Origin of the sequence: Kineosporia sp. NBRC 101677 (genome assembly GCF_030269265.1) — a bacterium.
GTDB lineage: Bacteria > Actinomycetota > Actinomycetes > Actinomycetales > Kineosporiaceae > Kineosporia > Kineosporia rhizophila.
Genome location: NZ_BSTA01000005.1, coordinates 285589 through 301492, shown reverse-complemented (window position 1 = coordinate 301492; position 15904 = coordinate 285589). Strand labels below are relative to the sequence as shown.

Annotated in this window: 17 protein-coding genes; 9 read left to right on the top strand and 8 right to left on the bottom strand. The window is 71.3% G+C overall.

What is annotated here, in order from left to right; all coding sequences use genetic code 11:
- Positions 1-19 precede the first annotated feature (19 nt).
- Together QSK18_RS17390 and QSK18_RS17385 are read right to left on the bottom strand one after the other, a co-directional pair.
- Positions 20-1444, bottom strand: a complete 1425-nt coding sequence (locus QSK18_RS17390) for a DHA2 family efflux MFS transporter permease subunit (RefSeq protein WP_285620388.1) — start codon at positions 1442-1444, stop codon at positions 20-22.
- Positions 1445-1503: 59 nt separating this feature from the next.
- Positions 1504-2580: an enoyl-CoA hydratase/isomerase family protein gene (locus tag QSK18_RS17385; protein WP_232814172.1), complete on the bottom strand. Its 1077-nt coding sequence runs from the start codon at positions 2578-2580 to the stop codon at positions 1504-1506.
- Positions 2581-2664: 84 nt separating this feature from the next.
- Here QSK18_RS17385 and QSK18_RS17380 point away from each other — a divergent pair, with 84 nt between their 5' ends.
- The 4 genes from QSK18_RS17380 to QSK18_RS17365 all read left to right on the top strand — a co-directional run bounded on the left by QSK18_RS17380 (position 2665) and on the right by QSK18_RS17365 (position 5850).
- Complete coding sequence (locus QSK18_RS17380; protein ID WP_285620383.1) at positions 2665-3627, top strand: aldo/keto reductase; 963 nt, start codon at positions 2665-2667, stop codon at positions 3625-3627.
- A 449-nt stretch (positions 3628-4076) separates the two neighbouring features.
- On the top strand, positions 4077-4502 hold the full coding sequence (locus QSK18_RS17375) for a hypothetical protein (protein WP_285620379.1): 426 nt from the start codon (positions 4077-4079) through the stop codon (positions 4500-4502).
- Between the two features lie 117 nt (positions 4503-4619).
- Complete coding sequence (locus tag QSK18_RS17370; RefSeq protein WP_232814169.1) at positions 4620-5342, top strand: TNT domain-containing protein; 723 nt, start codon at positions 4620-4622, stop codon at positions 5340-5342.
- Between the two features lie 52 nt (positions 5343-5394).
- Positions 5395-5850 (top strand): GNAT family N-acetyltransferase, encoded by a 456-nt coding sequence (locus QSK18_RS17365; RefSeq protein WP_352396580.1) that lies wholly within the window; start codon positions 5395-5397, stop codon positions 5848-5850.
- 62 nt (positions 5851-5912) lie between these two features.
- Here QSK18_RS17365 and QSK18_RS17360 read toward each other — a convergent pair whose 3' ends face one another.
- The 3 genes from QSK18_RS17360 to QSK18_RS17350 form a co-directional block, all read right to left on the bottom strand.
- Positions 5913-7046, bottom strand: a complete 1134-nt coding sequence (locus tag QSK18_RS17360; protein ID WP_232814167.1) for a DUF1996 domain-containing protein — start codon at positions 7044-7046, stop codon at positions 5913-5915.
- 168 nt (positions 7047-7214) lie between these two features.
- Positions 7215-7844, bottom strand: a complete 630-nt coding sequence (locus QSK18_RS17355) for a response regulator (RefSeq protein ID WP_285620373.1) — start codon at positions 7842-7844, stop codon at positions 7215-7217.
- On the bottom strand, positions 7841-9103 hold the full coding sequence (locus QSK18_RS17350; protein WP_285620371.1) for a sensor histidine kinase: 1263 nt from the start codon (positions 9101-9103) through the stop codon (positions 7841-7843). Before QSK18_RS17350 ends, QSK18_RS17355 begins: the two co-directional genes overlap by 4 nt.
- A 652-nt stretch (positions 9104-9755) precedes the next feature.
- On the opposite strand from QSK18_RS17350, the gene QSK18_RS17345 reads away from it, so the two are divergent.
- Entirely contained in the window at positions 9756-10799 is a 1044-nt protein-coding gene (locus tag QSK18_RS17345; protein ID WP_285620369.1) for a DUF1996 domain-containing protein, read from the top strand.
- On the opposite strand, the gene QSK18_RS17340 is transcribed toward QSK18_RS17345, so the two are convergent.
- Positions 10800-11510, bottom strand: coding sequence for a maleylpyruvate isomerase family mycothiol-dependent enzyme (locus QSK18_RS17340; protein ID WP_285620368.1), 711 nt, complete (start codon positions 11508-11510; stop codon positions 10800-10802). It lies immediately after the preceding gene.
- Positions 11507-12013, bottom strand: a complete 507-nt coding sequence (locus QSK18_RS17335) for a MarR family winged helix-turn-helix transcriptional regulator (RefSeq protein WP_285620367.1) — start codon at positions 12011-12013, stop codon at positions 11507-11509. The genes QSK18_RS17340 and QSK18_RS17335 overlap by 4 nt, the downstream gene beginning before the upstream one ends.
- 286 nt (positions 12014-12299) lie before the next feature.
- On the opposite strand from QSK18_RS17335, the gene QSK18_RS17330 reads away from it, so the two are divergent.
- The 3 genes from QSK18_RS17330 to QSK18_RS17320 all read left to right on the top strand — a co-directional run bounded on the left by QSK18_RS17330 (position 12300) and on the right by QSK18_RS17320 (position 13678).
- A complete protein-coding gene (locus QSK18_RS17330) occupies positions 12300-12587 on the top strand; it encodes a hypothetical protein (RefSeq protein WP_232814161.1) in 288 nt (95 codons plus the stop codon).
- Between the two features lie 110 nt (positions 12588-12697).
- Entirely contained in the window at positions 12698-12928 is a 231-nt protein-coding gene (locus tag QSK18_RS17325) for a DUF397 domain-containing protein (RefSeq protein WP_232814160.1), read from the top strand.
- 333 nt (positions 12929-13261) lie between these two features.
- Entirely contained in the window at positions 13262-13678 is a 417-nt protein-coding gene (locus tag QSK18_RS17320; protein ID WP_285620363.1) for a GNAT family N-acetyltransferase, read from the top strand.
- Here the strand turns inward: QSK18_RS17320 and QSK18_RS17315 are convergent.
- Positions 13655-14911, bottom strand: a complete 1257-nt coding sequence (locus QSK18_RS17315) for an MFS transporter (RefSeq protein WP_285620361.1) — start codon at positions 14909-14911, stop codon at positions 13655-13657. The two genes, QSK18_RS17320 and QSK18_RS17315, sit on opposite strands and share 24 nt — an antisense overlap.
- Before the next feature lie 71 nt (positions 14912-14982).
- Here QSK18_RS17315 and QSK18_RS17310 point away from each other — a divergent pair, with 71 nt between their 5' ends.
- Positions 14983-15900: a LysR family transcriptional regulator gene (locus tag QSK18_RS17310; RefSeq protein ID WP_285620360.1), complete on the top strand. Its 918-nt coding sequence runs from the start codon at positions 14983-14985 to the stop codon at positions 15898-15900.
- The last annotated feature ends 4 nt before the right edge of the window (positions 15901-15904 follow it).

Sequence of the window (15904 nt, the reverse complement as noted above, 5' to 3'; positions counted from 1 at the left end):
CCGCACGCCACGGTGCCCCTCAGGCCGGTGCGCGCGTGTCGGCCGAGGCGGGTGTTGCGGTGGGGCGTCGGATGGCGGAGCCGGCGTCGGCGTCCTTGATGGTCTGGGCGATGGCCAGGGCGATCAGGGCGCAGCCGGCGGCCACGGCGAAGGCGACCCGGTAGGCGTCCACGTTCGGGGCTCCGGTGGCCGTGGTGGTGCCGACGGTGATCATGCTGGTGGTCAGGAACGCGACGCCGGCGGCGCCGCCGATCTGGCGCAGGGTGTTGAAGAGGGTGGAGGCCTGGCCGGTCTGGGCCGGGGAGATGGTGGCGAAGGCGACGGCCTGGCTGGTGACGAACACGTGGGCCATCGACAGGCCGAGCGTGACCATGTAGAGGCGCGCCGGCCAGAGGCTGGTGCCGGTGCCGAGGGTGGCCAGCAGGGCGCAGCTGAGGGTGACGCCGATCAGGCCGAGGCTCACGGTGAGGCGGGGGCCGAGGCGGGGGAAGACCAGGCGGCTGGCCATCTGGGCGCCGATCATCACGCCGACGGCCTCGGGGAACACGGACAGGCCGGCCTGGAGGGGGTCCATGCCCCGCCCGTCCTGGAAGTACAGCGAGATCGCGTAGAGCGTGCCCAGGAAGGCCATCGACGCGGCCACGCTGACCAGGCTGGCCGAGCGCAGCAGCCGGTTGCCGAGCAGGCGGACGGCGACCATCGGCTCGCGGGTGCGGCTCTCGGTGATCACCGCGGCGCTCAGGACGGTCAGGCCGCCGATCAGGGTGGCCAGGATCTCCGGGGAGGCCCAGCCGCGTTTGGGGCCTTCGGACAGGCCGAACATGAACGTGGCCAGGCCCACCCCGCACAGCAGGAAGCCGGGCAGGTCGAAGCGCCCGGCCTGCTCGCGCGGGGGCTCCTGGAGGAAGAGCAGGCCGAACCCGAGGGCGGCGATGCCGATCGGGATGTTGACCCAGAACACCCAGTGCCAGGAGTAGTGGGTGACCAGCAGCCCGCCGAGGACCGGTCCCAGGGCGGGGGCCAGGGCGGTGGGGATGGTCAGGATCGAGGAGGCCCGGACCCGTTCGTGCGGGGGGAAGGCGCGGAACAGCAGGGTCATGCCGACCGGGGCGAGCATGCCGCCGCCCACGCCCTGCAGGATCCGGAAGGCCACCAGCTGGCTGAGGTTCGTGGCCAGTCCGCACAGCGCCGAGGCGATGGTGAACAGGGCGATGGCGGTGAGCAGGACGCGGCGGGCGCCGAAGCGGTCGCCGAGCCAGCCGGAGGCCGGGATGAAGACGGCGAGGCTGACCATGTAGGAGATGGCGACGCTGTCGATGGCGGTCGAGGTGGTGCCGAAGTCCCGGGCCATGCCCGGCAGGGCGACGTTGACGATGGTGGCGTCGAGGATGTTGATGAACATCGCCGAGGTGAAGACGACGCTTACTGCGATCTTCTGGTTCAAGGGGGTCCGTTCCACAAGTGGTTGTTCAAGGAAACTGAACCCGCATTGTCACCCGGACGTCAGGAGAAGGTCAGGTCCCCGCCGGGGGCCGGGGTGAAGGCGTGCGTCACCACGGCCGGGTCCACGTCCTGCACCTGGGCCGGGTTCCAGCGGGGGTTGCGGTCCTTGTCCACCACCTGGGCGCGGATGCCCTCGCGGACGTCGTCGCGGTCCAGGCTGTGCGACATCACCTGGTAGTCCTGCGTCAGGGTCTCGCGCAGGTCCTGGTGCCCGGCGGCGCGGCGGATCGCGGCCAGGGTGATCTGCAGAGCGGTGGGCGAGCGGGTGAGCAGGACCTGCGCCGCGGCCCGGGCCTGGGGGTGCGGGTCGTTGTGCAGGCGCTCGATGATGGCGGCCACGTCGTCACCGCCGTAGCAGCGGTTGATCCATTCGGCGTCGGCGGCCAGCGCGGCGGGCTCGGGCGTGTCGGCCTGGGTGTCCAGGATGTCCTGGGCGGCCTTCCAGGAGGTGGCGGCGGCGAGTTCGGCGAAGACCTCGAAGGGCGTTTGGACGTCGGCCAGCCCCAGGTGGATCGCGTCGCCGGGTCCTACGGGCAGTCCGGTCAGGGCCAGGTGGGTGCCCAGCTCGCCTCGGTCGCCGGCCGGGTCGCGCGAGAGCAGCCACAGTCCACCGACGTCCGGGACCAGCCCGATGAGGGTCTCGGGCATCGCCATCCGGGTGTCGTGGGTGACCACCCGGGGTGTGCTGTGGCAGCCCAGGCCCACCCCGCCGCCGAACGTGACGCCGTGCATGAGGGTCATCACCGGTTTCGGGTACCGGGCCAGCTGCTCGTTCATCCGGTACTCGTCCCACCACAGGGCGCGGGCGCCGACGCCGCCGTCGGACAGGGCCGAGATGGACACGGCCTTGATGTCGCCGCCGGCGCAGAATCCGCGGGGGCCCTCGGCGTCGATGATCACGCAGTCGATCGACTCGTCGGCGGCCCAGGCGCTCAGGGCGGCGGCGATCGTGCGGATCATCTCGTGGGTGAGCGCGTTGATCGCCTGGGGGCGGGTGAGCGTGATGCGCCCGGCGCTGCCCTGGCGGGTCACGCGGACGTGCTCGGTGGTCTGCGGCGTCGTCGTCGTTTCAGACATCACCCCCGGAACCTATCGGCACCAACTGTGGAGAACGGCGGACGGACGCCGGGCGGACGCCGGACGTGCGGGAGGATCGGCTCCATGACGCGTGTGCCGAGCCGCATCGGGATCGGGCTGGCCGCAGCCGGCCGTCCGGCCTACATCACTCCTTCCCGGGCCACTGATCTGGGTGGCGGACGCGACGTGGAGCAGTTGCGCTCGCTGACGCACGACCTGCTCGAGGCCGCGTACGCGGGCGGGGTGCGTTACGTCGACGTGGCCCGTTCCTACGGGCGGGCCGAGGAGTTCCTGGCCGGGTGGTTGCGGTCACGTCCAGAAATTGAGGACGTGGTGGTCGGCTCCAAATGGGGCTACCGGTACGTGGGTGGCTGGGAGATGGAGGCCGACACCCACGAGGTCAAGGACCACTCCCTGTCCGCGTTCTCCGAGCAGTACCAGCTCAGCCGCGAGCTCCTGGGTGATCGTCTGTCGATCTATCACATCCACTCCCTGACCCCCGACTCCCCGGCCCTGGGAGACCGGGCGCTGCTGCGGGCTCTGTCAACGCTGCGCGCCAGTGGCTGCCGGCTGGGGTTCTCCACCTCCGGCCCCCGGCAGGGGGAGGTGATCCGGCGGGCGCTGGAACTGGAGGTGGACGGGCGGACGCTGTTCACGTCGGTGCAGGCCACCTGGAACGTGCTGGAACCCTCGGCGGGTCCGGCGCTGGCCGAGGCGGCGGGCAACGGGGTCACCGTGATCGTGAAGGAGGCCCTGGCCAACGGCCGGCTCAGCCCGGCCGAGACCGACCTCGCCCCGGCCGCGATGGCCGCCCGGGCGCTGGCCGGTACGCACGGGGTGAGCGTCGACCAGGTGGCGATAGCTGCGGTTCTGGCGCAACCGTGGGCCTGGCGGGTCCTGTCCGGAGCCGTGACGAAGCAGCAGTTGACGGCCAATCTGGCGGCGGGCGCGCTGCAGCTGAATCCGCTCGAGGTCGGCCGGCTCACTGCGCTGGCGCAGTCTCCGGAGGAGTATTGGGCCCAGCGATCGGATCGTGCCTGGCGGTGACCATAAGGGATCCGTCCTAGCCTGAAGTGGATCCAATCTGTCAGAGTGGATGGATGGACGAGCGGGAGAGGCCGATGGGGGACATGTCCGCTGTGCCGTCGGGCTCACCCACGTGGGACGCCGGCGGCGGGGTCGCGCTCGCCAAGACGGGCCGGACGGGGCTGACAGGCCTGAATGGGCTGACCGGGCTGGCTGTCGGGGCGGCCGGGCTGACGCGTTCCCGGGCCGACCGGGCTGCACGCTGGCTGACCATGCCCGTGTCCTCGGCGATGGGCTGTACGAACCGTCAGGAAGCTGCGAGCGCGAGTGCTGGGTTACCGGCGTCCACGGTGGAAGGAACGGCGGCGACGAAGCACGCCAGTGTTAGTGCTGGAGCCAGCGCCGGGGCATCAGCGTCAGAACGTGCACGCCACCCGTACCCGAGTGCGCCGGGTGCCTGTTCCAAACCGGTGGCAAACCTGATCGCGGGGCTCTGTGCGGCGGGAGGTCTGGCGCATCTGGCCACACTCACTCCCGGCGCCACCGGCGCGCTCGGTGTGCACGGGTGGGTCTTCGCCGCCATGGCGGTGGCCTGCCTGCTGTGCGCGGTGCACCTGCTGTGGGCGCGTTCGTGCCATGCCCTGGGCATGACGGTGGCGATGGCCGCGCTCATGCTGGTCGTGCACACCGGATATCTGCTGGCTGTCGCGCCCGGCTTCGCTCTCGCTGAGACGGGTCATGCCCACCGGTCCGCCGGATCGATCGTCCACCTCGCTCCGGCGCAGCACGCGTCGCACGCTCTGACGTCGCCGGGTACAGCAGCGCCGATGCTGGCCGAGCTGGCGGTGCTTGTGGTGGCGGTTCCCGTGTTGCGCCGCTTGCGTCTGACCCGCTGACGCAACGCCACCCCCACCGGGCGGCGCCTGCGGGGTACCCGGAGGTTCGGCGGCTATGGTCGCCGCGACATCGGAGGAGGCCGGAGCGAGTCCGGCCTGGTTTCGGGGGGAGCCGAAATGCAATACAAGCATGCCGTTTTCAGGCGTCTACGAGGTGCCTCGCTCGGTCTGGGGGCGCTCGCTCTGGCTCTGGGGTCGGTCCTCACACCGGCCGGTGCCGCGCAGGCGGCCCACCTGTCAGCTCCGTCAGCACTGTCGGCCCAGCAGCCGGCTCAGCTGTCCCGGCAGGTGACGAGCACCTGCTCGGCGGACTTCAGTGAGGGGGACCGCCGGCTGGGTCCGGCCACCTTGCCCAACTCGGGCACCGTCGGCTGGGAGCTGAAGGGCTACAAGCGCACCGGAGGGCTGACCTCGGCCGAGTTCCTGGCCCAGTACTACGACGCCTCGGCCAACAGCTGGATCTACCCACCGCAGAACGGCTACCAGGTGCGGGCCGACGGTTCGCCGATCATCTGGCGTAAGACGCTCGCGGTGGGGCGGGAGTTGGATCGCTTCGGTAGTGAGTACGGGGGCTTCCTGAGCCCGGCCGGGACTCCGTACGCCGAGCGCGCCATCCCGCCCTCGAACCTGGCCGGTACCCCGGCGGAGGGCTGCAACTACCGCCGCTACCGGGTGCTGAAGGCGTTCGAGGTCTCCGCGGGCCCGATCGCTGCCTGGTTCGAGCAGCGTGGTGACGGGTGGCAGTACCAGCTGACGGGGGCGTACGTGGCGGGGGCACCCGCGACGCTCAACGTTCTGTGGCTCGTGGACAACGGCTACCTCGAGCGGGTCCCCCTCTGACCACCGTCCGAAGGGTGCCACCGCTTCTGCCACGATGATCCCCGTGGCAGAAGTGGTGATCTCCCTGGACGACGTCTCCGATCCGCAGGTCGTGGCCCTGCTGGAGGGGCATGTGGCGCAGATGCGGGAGGTGTCTCCGCCGGAGAGCGTGCACGCACTGGACGTGGAGGCGCTGCGCGCGGCGGAGATCACGTTCTGGGCGGCGCGCGACGGTGACGAGGTGGTCGGTTGTGTGGCGCTCAAGCGCCTCGACGAGGACCACGTGGAGCTGAAGTCGATGCGCACGCTGCCGTCGCGGCTGCGTCAGGGCATCGCCGGTCAGCTGCTGCGGCATGCCGTGAACGAGGCCCGGCAGGCCGGGTACAAGCAGGTCAGCCTGGAGACCGGCAGCGAGGACTTCTTCGAGCCGGCCCGCACCCTGTACGCCCGCTACGGGTTCCTGCCGACCGGTCCGTTCGCCGGTTACACCGACGACCCGAACAGCTCGTACTTCACCCTGCGCCTGTGAACCCCGCCGCCCGGTAGCGGCGACGGGGTTCACCGGCGGCGTGGTTCAGCAGTGGCGGGCGTTCAGCTCGCCAGTTCGTACTTCTCGTTCAGGGCAGCCCCACGCCCGGGCTTGTACTGGTCGAAGCCGCGCGGGTCGCACTGCAGGCCGCCGTTGATGCAGTGGCTGACCAGGGCCTTGAGGGTGGGCTGGTCCCAGCCGTTGAAGAAGTCGTAGTGCCAGCTGTGGTCGGTGCCGCTGGAGAGGCGGACCTTCGTCATGTCCCCGGAGACGTTGAAGGCCATCTTGAACTCGATCATCGGCACCGCCACCGGGTGCCCGGCCGGGCAGACGCGGCGGTTCTTCTCCACCACGGGGTAGGCCATGTGGCTCTGGTGGTCGGCGGAGTCCAGGTGCACGCCGTCCCAGCAGCTGGGGGCCTGCATGCGGATGTTGAGGTAGGAGCCGGGGGTGCAGTGCTCGGGGATCTGCCAGTTGTTGGCGCTGTTGCCGCATTCCCAGCCCTCGACAGTGCCGGGGTGCTCGCGGAACTGCTGCTCGGTCTGGGTGGGGCTGCCGACGACGTAGCGCAGTCCCTGGGGGAAGGCCCGTACGGTACGGAAGTCGGAGACCCCGGACTTGTAGTAGATGGTCTGCTTGTACTGGGTGGTGACGAGCTTGTCGCCGTTGTAGAGCGAGGGGTGCCAGTACCCGGACCTGTCGCCGGGGGTGATGCAGCTGGTCTTCGCCGCGCCGGTCAGTGAGCCGGTGGTGCTCTTGGCGTCGGTGCCGGAGGCGCCCATGAAGGTGTGCATGTGCGCGGCGCCGCTCATCCCGGGGTAGACGATCGGGTCGTCCGGGGCGTGGTGGCTCATGTAGCAGTTGGCCTGGAACTCGCGGTGGGTCACCTGGTCGGGGCCGGGGTTGAAGCTGTGCTCGGGAGCGATGCCCTGGACGGCGGGGGACACCTGGTCGGACTCGCCCGGGTCCAGGTTGGGTCCGTAGGCAGGCTGCTCGGCCATGCCGGCCATGGCGTGCCCACCGGCCGTAGCCGTCGTGGCAGCCGCGGCCGTTGAGGCCGGAGCGGCTGCCCGGGTGCCGTGGTGGCCGGTGCCCGGCTGGGCGCTGAACGCGGGAACCCCGGAGGAGACGGCGATCAGGACTGCCGCGACGGTGGCGCCGACGGCGCCACCGGCCACTGTGTAGCGTCTTTTCACTGTTCAGGGTTCCCTTCGGGACGTCCGTCAGGCGCGGACGGTTGAGCCGGACGTGCCGAAGTCTGGCTGTGCAGCGACTGTGCGCTCGCCGGTCAGGGGGCCCAGATCACGGACGTCCGGGGCCTATTTCCATGGGTCCCCCCGGCTCACGGGGGTCCGCAGTCGGGTTCAGGCCCGGCCCTGCCACCGCGCGACGGCCTGGGTGCGGTGACCCACACCGAGCTTGGCGTACACGTGGTTCAGATGGTTCTTCACGGTCTTCTCGGACAGCACCAGCTGGGCGGCGATCTGGCCGTTGGTCAGCCCCTGCACCAGCAGATCCATCAGCTCGCGCTCGCGGCGGGTGAGGTCGAAGCGGATCCGGGCGGCGGACTCGCGTTCGGCGCGCTCGCGTAGCTGGCGTACGGCCACAGCAGCGGCCACGGGGGCCAGCCAGCCTTCCCCGGCATGCACGGCGCGTACGGCCTGCAGGACGTCCTCACGGGAGAGCCCGTTGTGGGACAGGAAGCCGCTGGCCCCCTGCGCCAGGGCGGAGCTGATGACCTCGGAGCTGTCGTCGGAGGTCAGGAGGATCACGCGGGTGAGGTCGGCCAGGCGGGCAATCACCTCGAGACCGTCGGCGACCGGCATGCGGTGATCAAGGAGGGTGACGTCGGGACGGTGGCGAGCGACGGTGTCCAGGGCGGCCAGCCCGTCGGCGGCCTCGGCGACGACGTCCAGCCCGCCCAGTTCGAGCATGGCCCGCAGCCCGGCGCGCACCATCGGGTTGTCGTCGACAACCGCGACCCTGATCGTCATGGGCGGACCCTCTCAGACGCCGGCCCGCCGCCGGCGGCCGGTGTCCACAGCACCACCTGGGTGCCGCCCACGGCGCCGAGATCGGCGCCGGAGAAGACCTTGAGGCGTCCGCCGATCTGCTGGGCCCGCTCGGCCATCCCGACCAGGCCGTAGTGCCCGGCGGCGGAGAGGGCGGTCAGGTCGGCCGGGACGGTGAAGCCGCGGCCGTTGTCCCCGATGGTCACGCGCAGGGTGCGGGGTTCGAGGGCGAGCTCGACCCAGGCCTGGGTGGCACCGGAGTGGCGGGCGACGTTGCCCAGGGCCTCGCGCACGATCCGCAGGACCTCGTGGCGCACCGGCAGATCCACCTCGGCGCTACCCACCTGCCCCGGCCGGGCCAGTCCGCCACCCCTACCACCTCCGTCACGTCCGGTCCGGTCGCCCAGATCAGCGAGTACGGCCAGGTCGGCCAGATCTGTGTGCACGGGCAGTCCGGTGCGGGCCGAGAAGTCCCGGCAGGCCCGTTCGAGGGCCTCGGCCAGCGTTGCGTCCAGGTCGTCGGCACGCAGCATGCCCAGCAGTTCGCGGGCTTCGTCGGCCGCGGTGCTGGCGCCCTCGGCGACGGTGCGGGCCAGTTCGGCGGCGAGCTGGGGCCGCTGGTGCACGGCGTCGGGCAGGGAGCCGGCCGCGAAGGACAGTCCACGCAGGGTCTTCTCGACCGAGTCGTGCAGTTCGCGGGCCATCCGGGTGCGTTCGGCGGCGACGGCCGAGCGCTCGGTGGCGTCCAGGGCGGAGCGGGCGAGGTTGACGTGCCGGACGACGGCCGCGCGGGCGGTCGCGGCGGCCAGGCCGATGAGCACGTAGAGGGTGGGCACGCCGGTGAGGTAGACGGCCAGGGTGGCCGGCACGGGGGCGCCGTCGTTGCCCAGGCGGACGATCCAGGCCACCACGGCGTAGGCGGCCACGGTCTGCGCGACCCAGACCGGCCAGGCGCGCAGGCCCGCGACCACGCCGAAGACGGCGGCCGAGCCGCAGGAGAAGGAGAAGAACACCGGTCCGCCCTGCATGAGCGCCACGATCGCGGCCCCGGCGGCCAGCTCGAGCACGACGAAGAACGGCCAATGGACGACGGCGGCGGGCCGCCGCACGAGGACGGCCAGTTCCGCGGTGGTCACCACGGCGGCGACGAGCGTGCCCAGCAGGAGCCGGCGGGGGTGGGGATCGATCAGGACAGCCGCCACGACCAGCATCAGGGTGGCGCCCAGCCGCAGCAGGAGCACGAACTGGCACAGCCCGGCGATACTCTCGGTCGCGCTGCTGACCCAGTGCTGGGGCTCGACCAGGTCACGGGCCCTTCCAGACCTCCTGCCGGATCGGGTGCCAGATCTGGCACGAGCTCTGAAGCCGGATCCAGGTCCGGATCCAGGTCCGGATCCAGGTCCGGGTTCGGGGCCAGGTCCGGGCCGAGGTTCGGATGCAGGTCCGGGGCCAGGTTCGGGTTCGGGGCCGGGCCCGGATGTGGTGCCAGGTCTGTTGGCCCTGGGCCGACGTCGGCCCCCGGTACGCGTCTGCGGTCCGGCGGGCTGGGCGGGCTGGGCGCGCTGACCTGCCCCGGGCTGTGAGGCCGGGGGTGGTGCGGAGGCTGGGCCGGGGGCCGACCTCGGTGTCGGCCGGGTCACCGGTGCAGCATAGGCAGCCGACAGGGGGGGCAGGAGACGTCGGCCGGGCGAGCTCAGGTCCGGGCGGCTCCGGGCGGCGCCGCACCTGGCAGGGACAGGGGCAGGGCAGAGTTCGCGGGCAGAGTTCATGAGCAAGGTTGACGTGGGGCAGGGTGCGCGAGAGGCGCCGGGCAGGCGTGGATCAGGTTGGGCAGACGTTTTGTGGCGTGAGACAGGAGCGCGGTTGATGCGGTTGCCCGGCGGTGTGCCCGGCGTGAGGGACTGGACGTGGCGCCAGGTCGTCCTCGGGGTGGTGCTCCTGGTGCTGTTCGTGGCAGTGGCCGCGTTGGTGCCGGTGCTGATCCAGCCCGACGATTCCGGCCCTGAGGCGGGCTCTACGCCGGGAACCTCGAGCGGAATCCCTGCCCCCAGCGGCGTGGGCGTGCCCACTGCGTCGCCACCGACGTCCACTGTTTCGCCTGTTTCGCCGACCCCTGCGCCGGAGAAAAGCACCTCGGACTTCCAGGTGCGGCCCGCAGTGAAGGCGCGGCCGGTGGGGGACCCGCCGCGCGCGGTCTACCAGGAGTTCCCCAGCGCCTGCGCGCTCGTACGCGCCAGCAGCAAGGCGCCGGTGGCCGGGCTTTCCTCTCCGGGGGCGGGAGAAGGCGCGTACGACGTGTTCGGCAGCACGCGAGCGAAGCCGGCCGAGCCCGGTCAGGTTCCCTCGGGCGCCACCTCGTGCCTGAACCCGGGAGACCGGTCCACGTACTGGGTGCCGCAGGTGCTGCAGGGGGGCCGCGCGCTGGAGCCGGAGTCGTTCCAGGTGCTCTACAAGGCGGCAGTCAGCGACTACACCAGCGTTCAGCCGTTCCCTGCGGGGCTGCGCGTTCTGGCCGGCGGGCAGGCAGCTGCTCCCTCCGCTGCGGACGGCAGCGCCGTGTCCTGGTCGTGCACGGGGTACGACGAGCCGCGCCTGCCCGTCGCGTCGACCTGCCAGGAGGGGGACCGGCTGATCGGGCGGATCGCGGCGCCGGGATGCTGGGACGGACGGCACCTGGACGTTCCCGGGCACCGCTCGCACCTGGCCTGGGCCGCCTCGGGGCGCTGCCCGGGCAGTCATCCGGTGGCCGTGCCCACGCTGCTGGTGCGGGTGGCGTACCCGATCGACGTGACGCAGGAGGTTCGGCTGTCAGGGCTGCGGGGGCAGGACTTCGGGTTCGGTGTGGTCACCGGGTGGCAGCCGAAGGTGCTGCGCGACCTGGTGGGCGACTGCATCAATGCCGGTGAGCACTGCGGGGAGACCGGCAGCCCGAACTAGCTACTTCTCCTGCAGGCGCCGGCGCAGCGTCTGCGCCCCCGGCCCGGTCAGGTCGTCCAGCGCCGCTGCTCGTCCGGCGACGGCCAGGGCGAGGGCCTCCGCGGGCCCCTCGACGACCTCCCGGCCGGATTCCTGGCCGGACTTCTGGGTGGATTTCTGGCCGTCGGGACGCCAGGTGTGGTCCAGGTCGGTGGCGTGCAGCGTCAGGCCGTCCAGGGAGCGCACGCCCAGCAGCGCGGGGGCGGGGTTCGGTGAGGCGAGGTAGTCCAGCACCAGCCGCCATTGGTGGGCACCGACGTCCGTAGGTTCGTTGGTGGTTGTGATGACGTCCAGGCCCAGGGGGCGGGCCAGGTCGCGCAGGTGGATGCAGGTGTCCACGTAGGGGCCCATCGGGCCGACGCGGGGCGGGTCGAGCCGGTCGTCTGCGTGCCTGCGCAGTTCCCGCACGAGTTCCGCCCGGGGGCGCCGGGCGATGCGGCGGGTGATGTGGTCGATGGTCCGGTCGGTGTTGCCGCGATAGCGCAGGGCGACCAGGAATACGTGGGCGAAACCGGTGATGCTGGGCTGCAGGAGGTGAGCGGCCATCTCCTGGGCGCTCCACCCGGCGCACAGGGTCTGGGTGTGCCACTGCTGCTCGTCCAGGGACTCCAGCAGGTCGGCCAGCTTGCGGCGGTTGGCGGCCGTCAGCGCGTAGATCTCCTCGACGTTCACGGATTCTCCTGGGGTAGGGCCTCGCGCAGGTGCTGGGCGTGGGCACGTACGTCGCGATTGAGGGCCTGCAGCACGCGCAGGGCCGTCTGCAGGTCCTCGGCGCTGCAGTCGAGGGCCGTGTGCCCCTCCAGGCGCTCGCGCTCGGCCGTCATCAGCCGGGCGAACACGTCCCGCCCCTGCCCGGTGACGGCGATCAGGACGGAGCGGCGGTGACCGGGATTGGTCTGGCTCACCACCAGGTGCAGCGCGGCGAGATCGTTGACGTGCCGCTGCACGCCCTGACGGGCCAGGTCCAGACGCTCGGCGATAGCCGGCACGGTGAGCGGCCCCTGCTGCTGCAGGATCTGCAGGACCGCGCGCATCCCGACCGTGACGCCCTCGGGCCGCCACAGCGCCTCGAGCGCCCGCGCGGAGTTCAGCACGAGCGGCCTCACCTCGCCCAGCACCGCTTCCAGGAGACGACCCCGCGGGCTCGCCACCGACGTCCTCAGATCGCTCTGCATGACAACAATGTTGTCATGCTTGCGCTCGCGAGGCCAGTGAGAGGCCAGTGCCGCTCCGTGATCGTTTTACCCACTAGTCACTAAGAGCAACAGGGGCACCTGCCCCTGCGACGGATACCAGAACTGTGGGCACAGGCCGCGCCACCTGTAGTGACGACACATCGGCTTAATGGCTGAACTGGGATTTTCCCCGAGCGGCGGGCTATCTTTCTCGCGAGCCGAGAGGTTTTCGGCCGGGTGTCACCAGCGCCTCGCGCGCAAAAGATTCACTACGAGGAGTAACGGGATGGATATCGACATCGTCACCACCACCGGGGAGCGGTCGATCGTCACGCTCACCCGCAGCGGTGACGGAGCGAACGTCGATGTCTGGTACTGCGACGTGCAGCACGCCCACATCCCGATCGACGAACTCCGGGGCTGGCTGGCCCGCCGCGGCCCGATCCGGGAACCGGGCCGCTGGGGGCGGGTGGAGTTCACCATCCAGGAGGGACGCACACTCCTCACGGTCCGGCCGGAGGTCGTCGACCAGCCGCTCGTGCTGACCGAACTGTCCCGCCTGACCAGCGTCTGAGTACCACCCGACCAGCCCCTGAACCGCACCGCCGGGCCTGCCCATCCGTAGACAGAACGGTCCGGGCGGCCACCAGAACCACTGTTGAACCGAGTGATTGGAGAGCGGTCATGTCCGCAACCGAAGTCAGCCTGCACAGTTCCGACGAGAACCTGGAATGGCGCAAGTCGTCGTTCAGCGCCGTCAACGGCAACTGCGTGGAGGTCGCCTTCCGCAGCGGCGGCGACGTCGCCGTGCGCGACAGCAAGGCCAAGGGCCTGGGCCCCGTGCTCAGCTTCGGCAACGACGAGTGGGCGGCCTTCCTCGACGGCATTGCCGCCGGCGAGATGCACGGCGTCTGAAGCGGATCCGGATCGCAGCGACGAATCCGGCGCACCACCAGGACCGGCCCACGGCCGGGCAGCACAGGTGACGAGTACAGGTCTGCACGCAGGCAACCGGGTCCACCGACGAACCGGCAACCTGCGGTGGAGGAGAGACGGCCCAGCCGGGCGCATCAGCACCGGCGGCCGTCCAGACCTCGTACCCGGCACCCAGACGCAGGTGGGGTGACGAGCGCAAGGCGGGGGCGGCCCGCTGCTCGTCGGGACCACTCTAGGTGCCCACCGCTCACCCTGTCCGGCAGATGAAGAGCTCATGACCGAACCGTGACCTCCCGCACCTAGGCTCACGCCGTGATCACCCTGCGCACCGCCCGGCCGGGCGACCTGGACGCCGTCCTCGCCTTCTGGCAGGTCGCCGCCGAGAACGACAACCGGCCCGCGGACTCCGCCACCGCCCTGGAGAACCTCCTGGCCCGCGACCCCGAGGCCCTCGTCCTGGCCCTCGACGACGACACCGTCGTCGGCAGCGTCATCGCCGGCTTCGACGGCTGGCGCTACCACCTCTACCGCCTCTCCGTGGCCCCCGGCCACCGCCGCCAGGGCATCGCCACCGCCCTGCTCGAACACGCCGAGAACCGCTTCCGCGCCCTGGGCGCCACCCGCAGCGACGCCATGGTCCTCGACGAGAACGTCACCGCCCAGAGCGCCTGGTGGGCCCGGGGATACCGGGTGCAGGAAGACTGGTCACGCTGGATCAAACCCCTCTGACCCCTCTGCTGGATCTGCTCGATCTGACCGCAGGGCCCGGGCGCCCACGACCACCAGGGCGCTCGCGGCCAGAACCAGACCGGCGAACAACGCCACCACCCCGGGCCACTGCCAGCCGCCGAAGAACACCCCGCCGACCCACCCCAGCACGCTCGAGCCCAGGTAGTAGAAGAGGGTGTACAGCGAAGCCGCCTGGGCCCGGCCGACCTCGGCCCGGGCACCCACCCAGCCCGAGGCGATGGCGTGGGCACCGAAGAAGCCTCCGGTCACCACCAGGAGCCCGGCCGCGATCGCGATCAGGTTGTCCACCAGCGTCAGGCCGATCCCCGCGAGCATCGTGCCCGAGGCCAGCATCAACACCGCCCGCCGCCCCAGCCGACCGGCCAGCCGCCCCGCCTGCCGCGAGGACAGCGTGCCCGACAGGTAGGCCAGGAACAGCAGCGACGTCACCGCCGCGCTCAGCCCGAAAGGCTCCGCCTCCAGGCGGAACCCGAGGTAGTTGTACACCGCGACGAACCCACCCATCAGCAGGAACGCCTGGGCGTACAGCACCAGCATCCCCACATCGCGCAGATTCACCCCCACGTTGCGCAGCACGTCCCCGGCCCGCACACCCCGGTCCCGCACGAACCCCCGCGCCGGCGGCGCCAGCACCACGAACGCCACCGAACCCAGCGCCGCCACCAGCCAGGCCACCGCCACACCCCAGCGCCACCCCCACACCTCGGCCACCGGCCCCGCGATCATCCGCCCACTGATCCCGCCCAGCGTGGTACCCGAGACATACGTAGCGGCCGCCACCATCGCCTGCGACGAACTGACCTCCTCATGCAGGTACGTCACCGCCAGCCCGGGGATACCGCCCAGCGCCAGCCCCTGCAGCACTCGCAGCACCACCATCGCCTCGAAGCCGGGGCACACCGTCCAGGCCAGCCCCAGCACCGCAGAGGCGACCATCGCGATCCGCATGGCCGTCAGCCGCCCGATCCGGTCCGCCACCCACGACCACGGCAACACCCCCAGAGCCAGGCCCATCGTTGCCGCCGACACCAGCAACGCCGACTGCGCCTCCGAGACCCGCATCGACCGCGCCACCAGCGGCAACACCCCCTGAGGGGCGTACAGAGCCGCGAAACACGCGATCCCCGCACACAGCAGGGCCCACACCAGCCGCCGGTACTCCCGCGATCCCGGCTGGTGCCCCGCCCACGTCCCGCGCGCCACAACACTCATGCCGCCGACGGTAGGCGGGCCTCAACCACACGCACCAATGCATGAATGAAGCACACGCATAGCATCAGCGCATGGAAGAGCCCGCCACGCTCAGAACCGTCCTGGCCACCCTGCCCCTGCTCAGAGCCATCGCCGACACCGGGGGCGTCTCCGCCGCAGCCGACGAACTCGGCCTACCCCAGTCCACCGTCAGCCGCGGCATCGCCCGCCTCGAACACCACCTCGACACCAGCCTGCTCGAACGCGACGGCCGCGGCGTCCGCCTCACCCCGGCCGGCCACGAACTCGCCACCACCGCCCGCCGCACCCTCGAGCACGTCACCGAGACCATCACCCACATCCGCGCCGACACCGCCCGCCGCAACAACACCGTCTCCGTCGTCTTCCAGAACTCACTCGGCCGCGCCGTCATCCCCGCCCTGGTCAAGGCCCTCGTCACCGAACGCCCCGGCACCCGCGTCAACCTCCGTCAGGGAGGCCGCGCCTACTGCATCACCGAATTCACCGCCGGCGCCGCCGACCTCGTCCTCGTCGCCCCACCCATGGACCCCCAGCCGAACACCGCCACCGCCAGCCTCTACACCGAGCACCTCATCCTCGCCGTACCCCGCACCCACCCCTACGCGACCCGAAAAAGCCTGCGTCTGAACGAACTCCACAACCAGCCCACCCTCGGCCTCGCCCCCGCCTACGGCCTGCGCGACATCACCGACAGCCTCCTCAGCCAAGCCGGCGTCCGCATCACCTACGCCTTCGAAGGAGAAGACGTCCAGACCGTCCGCGGACTCGTCGCCGCCGGCCTCGGCCTCGCCATCCTCCCGCCCGAAGGCAACACCCCCGACCTCACCGAGATCCCCATCGACGACCCCCACGCCACCCGCGAACTCGCCGCCTCCTGGCGCCCCGCCGACACCACCCGGCCAGCACTCGCCGCCCTCACCACTATCCTGGGCAGCGACCCCTCCTGGCTCCCCGGACCGGCCCACTGACGGA